Raw genomic sequence first — 4,111 nt, 5'->3', positions numbered from 1 at the left:
CCCCCGGCCAACGCCCGAGGAGCCCCCCGCCACCGAGGACGCGGGCTCCACCGCCGCGACACCGCCGGACGCGGGCGCCACCGCGGAGACGCCGGCCCCCGCGTCACCGCCCCTGTCCCGTCCGGAAGCGCCGCGCGGCTCCGAGCGCGACTTCGTCGAGGCCGTGGAGATTGCGCGCCGGGGCGAGCTGACCGCGGCCGAAGCGGCGCTGCGCACCCTGGTCGAGCTGGACCCGAAGCTGGACTACGCGTGGACGAACCTGGGCATCGTCCAGGAGCGGATGGGGAAGACCGCGGACGCGGAGCGCTCCTACCGCAAGGCGCTGGACGTGGCCCCCGAGCAGCAGTCCGCGTGGGACTGCCTGGCGCGCCTGTATGGCCGCACCGGCCGCACGGCGAAGCTGGAAGCCGAGCTGCGCGAGCGACTGTCCTCCCAGCCGGACTCGGTCGCGCTGCGCACCGCGCTGGCCATCACCCTGCTCCAGGCGAAGAACCACGCCGCCGCCTCGGCCGAGGCCAAGCAGGCGCTGAAGGGCGACGAGCGGCACGTGCGCGCCATGCAGGTGCTGGCGCAGGTCTACTACCGTGAGGGCAAGCACGAGCTGGCGCGCATGGTGCTGGAGAACGCCCGCGCCATCGACCCGAAGGACGGGGCCACGCACAACGCGCTAGGGCTGGTGTACCTGGCGCTCGACTCGCGTCCCCAAGCCCTGGAGTCCTTCAAGACGGCCGCGCAGCTGCGGCCGGACTTCGCGGAGGCGCGCAACAACTTCGGCGCCATGCTCAACGAGGCGCAGGACTACGCGGCCGCCGTCACCGAACTGGAGGCCGCAGTGCGCGCCGCGCCGGACTTCGCGTCGGCCCGCCTCAACCTGGGCAACGCCCACCGGGGCCAGGGGAACTTCGCGCGGGCCCGCGCCGAGTACGAACAGGTGCTGCTGCTGATGCCGAGCGCCGCGGACGCGTACTTCAACCTGGCCATCCTCTACCTCGACGTGGAGCCGCCGGGAATGGAGCCGCTGAAGCGCTACAAGACGGCCCTCACCCACTTCGACAACTACCAGGCGCGCGGCGGACGCGACGAACGCGTCCCCCAGTACGTGAAGGACGCGCGCAAGCTCATCGACCGCGAGGAGCGCCGCCTGGAGCGCGAGCAGAAGGACCAGCTCCGAAAGGCCGCCGAGGCGCAGAAAGCCGCCGAGGACAGGCCCCCCGAGGGAACACCGCCCGCCCCCTCGGTGTCCAACCCGGAGCCAGGCACGCGCGTCGCGGCGCCTGACGCCTCACCTTCCACCACCTCCGCCCCAAGCAGCCCGGCACCGTCACCGGACGGCGCGTCCGCTGCCCCGGTGCCCACCGGCTCGGGTAGACTCACCACCGACTCCCAGTAAATCCGCCATGCGCTCCGCCTTCGCCCTCATCGTGCTGCTCGCCGCCGCGCCCGTACTGGCCCAGGACGCCAGTCAGGCCTCCTCGTCCAGCAGCGGCGCCGCGTCGCCGAAGAAGGCCCCGCGCAAAGTCATCCGCCTGGAAGCCATCACCGTCGAAGGACGCATCCAGAAGCCCCAGGCCATGTACATCCTCCAGCGCTCCAACCTGAGCTTCGACGACCTCAGCCGCACCGAGAGCTTCGTGCCCAAGGTCGAGAAGAGCGTGGAACAGGAACCCTTCTAGTCCCATGGCCGCCACCTCGCAGAACAAGCTGCTCCGCGTCGGCGTCATCCAGAACGGCCGCATCGTCGAAGAGCACCACGTCCGCCGCGAAGCGGTCACCATCGGCCACGACGCGAAGAACACCATCGTCCTGCCCGCCACCGAGGGCCGGCCCGCCCGCTTCGCCCTGCTGGAGAACCAGAACCAGCAGTTCCAGCTCGTCATCGCGCCGGACATGAAGGGCCGCGTCAACCTGGGCTCGTCCGACGTGGACTTCGAATCCCTGCGCGCGCAGGGCGTGGCCACCCGCCGCGGCGACCTGCACGTCCTGCCCCTGCCGGAGAGCGCTCGCGGCAAGGTGGAGCTGGGTGACGCCACCCTCTTCTTCCAATTCGTCACGCCGCCGCCCGACGAGGCGAAGCCGGTGCTGCCCGCGGACGTCATGGTCAGCCGGTGGAAGACGATGGACCGCGTCTTCTTCGGCATCCTCGCCGCCTCGCTCCTGGTCCACTTCTCCGGCGCCGCCCTCATCATCACCTCGGAGACGCCGCAGGTGGCCGAGCTGGAGCTGGACGAACTGGATGACCGCTTCGTGCGCGCCATCATCCCCCAGCGCCCGGTGGAGGCCCCCAAGCCGGCGGACACCGGCGCCGCCGAAGCGCCCAAGAGCGACAAGCCCGATGCCGCGCCCAAGGAGGACACACCCGCGGAGAACAAGCCCGCGGGTGACGCCGCCCAGCAGCGCCGCGCGGAGGTGGTGAAGAAGGTCTCCGGCAAGGGCCTGCTGAAGATTCTGGGCTCCAATAGCGGCGGTGGCCAGGGTGCCTTCGCGGACGTGTTGGGCGGCGCCAGTGGCGGCGGTGACATCGCCGAGGCCCTGGCGGGCGCGGGCGGCGTGGGGGTGGCCCGCGAGGCCTCCGTGGGCGCCACCGGCGGTCCTCGCGGCGGCGGCACGGGCACGGTGACGGACATCGGCGCCATTGGCACCCAGGGCGGCGGCAAGGTGGACCTGGGCGACAAGAAGGAGACGGTGGTGAAGGGCCGCGTGCAGGACGCCACGCCCGAAATCGAAAGCGCCGACGTGGACCGCGACGCGCTGGCCCGCTACGTGCGCGCGCGCAAGGCCGCCATCCAGAGCTGCTACGAGAAGGAGCTCAAGCGGAACCCCAGACTCAAGGGCAAGGTGGTGGTGCGCTTCACCATCAAGACGTCCGGCCGCGCCGGGGACATCGAAATCGAGGAGAACACCCTGGGCAGCGAGGCGGTGGGCAGCTGCATCCGCACCACCATCCGCAGCTGGGTGTTCCCCTTCAAACCCGACGACGAGACAGCCGTTTCCTACCCCTTCGTCTTCGCGCCGGCGGGCTAGGCTCCCGGCCGGGAGCACCCAGCCCGGGCCCCGGGGGGACCATGGAGAAGCTGTCCGTCATCGCCGCATCGCCGCTCTTCGAGATGCTCTCATCCGCGGAGCTCGGCCACCTCGCCGAGCTGGCGCGGGCGCGGCACTTCGCTGCCGGGGACGTCATCTTCGAAGAAGGGGATTTGGGCGACAGCCTCTTCGTCGTCGTCCGCGGCCAGGTGGAGGTTGCGCGCCGTCAGCCCCAGGGCGGCCTGCATCCGCTCGCGGTGCTGTCCCCACCCGAGTTCTTCGGGGAGATGGGCCTCATCGACAAGGACTTCCGCTCCGCCACCGTGTGCGCGAAGACGGACGTGGACCTGCTTCAGCTCAGTGCGCAGGACCTTCGCGAGTTCCGGAGGACACATGGAGATGGGTTCACCTTCATCGTGGTGAATATCGCCAGGAGCCTGTCTGCCCGTCTGCGCGAGGCCAATGTTCGTCTCGCAACGAAGGACTGATTAGTCAGTCCTGACCACTTTCATCGCCCTCGTGTTGGTTTGACACCCCCCACCCCTGCCTCTACGCTCTGCGGCATCGTGAGCCGCATGCGCAACGTCGGAATGCTCGCCGTCCTGGCCGCCGGCATGGCGACGGCACAAAGCCCGTCCCCCGCCGCGCCGCCAGCCCCTCCCGCCGCCACCGCGGCGCTGGAGAAGGCCAGCGACGTGCCGGACTCGGCGAAGCTGGTGCGCAGCACGCAGGCCCTGGGTGGCATGCGCGAGGTGCTGCGCTCGGTGTTGGGGAAGGTGGAGGAGGCCCGGCGTACCAAGGACGTGGTGAAGCTCAACTGCGCCAACGAGAAGCTCACCCAAATCAAGGGCCTGCTGCGCATCTCCGAGCAGGCGGACGTGTCCCTCCAGGAGGCGGTGTCCCGCCAGGAGTCCTCGTCCAGCGAGCACGAATTCACCAAGGTGATGATCGCCCGGCAGAAGGTGGGACAGCTCCGCTCGGAGGCCGAGGAGTGCATCGGCCAGCTCGCCTTCCGCACCGATGAAAATCTCTTCGTGGAGGTGGAGGAGCCCAACAACCTCCCCGGAGGAGACCCCACCCGTCCCCCTAC

5 protein-coding genes are annotated in these 4,111 nt (G+C 70.3%); all 5 read left to right on the top strand.

All coding sequences use genetic code 11. From position 1 onward, the window contains the following. Positions 1 to 1,390, top strand: a 1,390-nt coding sequence (locus tag F8M74_RS36940; protein WP_141607862.1) for a tetratricopeptide repeat protein, incomplete at its 5' end; no start/stop codon positions are given. Positions 1,391 to 1,397: 7 nt separating this feature from the next. Then, positions 1,398 to 1,673, top strand: a complete 276-nt coding sequence (locus F8M74_RS36935) for a hypothetical protein (RefSeq protein WP_140789045.1) — start codon at positions 1,398 to 1,400, stop codon at positions 1,671 to 1,673. Positions 1,674 to 1,677: 4 nt separating this feature from the next. Continuing rightward, on the top strand, positions 1,678 to 3,021 hold the full coding sequence (locus tag F8M74_RS36930) for an AgmX/PglI C-terminal domain-containing protein (RefSeq protein ID WP_141259133.1): 1,344 nt from the start codon (positions 1,678 to 1,680) through the stop codon (positions 3,019 to 3,021). Between the two features lie 41 nt (positions 3,022 to 3,062). Beyond that, a complete protein-coding gene (locus F8M74_RS36925; RefSeq protein ID WP_141259132.1) occupies positions 3,063 to 3,509 on the top strand; it encodes a cyclic nucleotide-binding domain-containing protein in 447 nt (148 codons plus the stop codon). Positions 3,510 to 3,596: 87 nt separating this feature from the next. Further along, a partial coding sequence (locus F8M74_RS36920) for a hypothetical protein (RefSeq protein WP_205604108.1) occupies positions 3,597 to 4,111 on the top strand: 515 nt, incomplete at its 3' end.

The sequence above is a fragment of the Myxococcus sp. CA023 genome, from assembly GCF_010998615.1.
Classification (GTDB): domain Bacteria; phylum Myxococcota; class Myxococcia; order Myxococcales; family Myxococcaceae; genus Myxococcus.
This window is presented reverse-complemented; position numbering and strand designations above follow the sequence as displayed.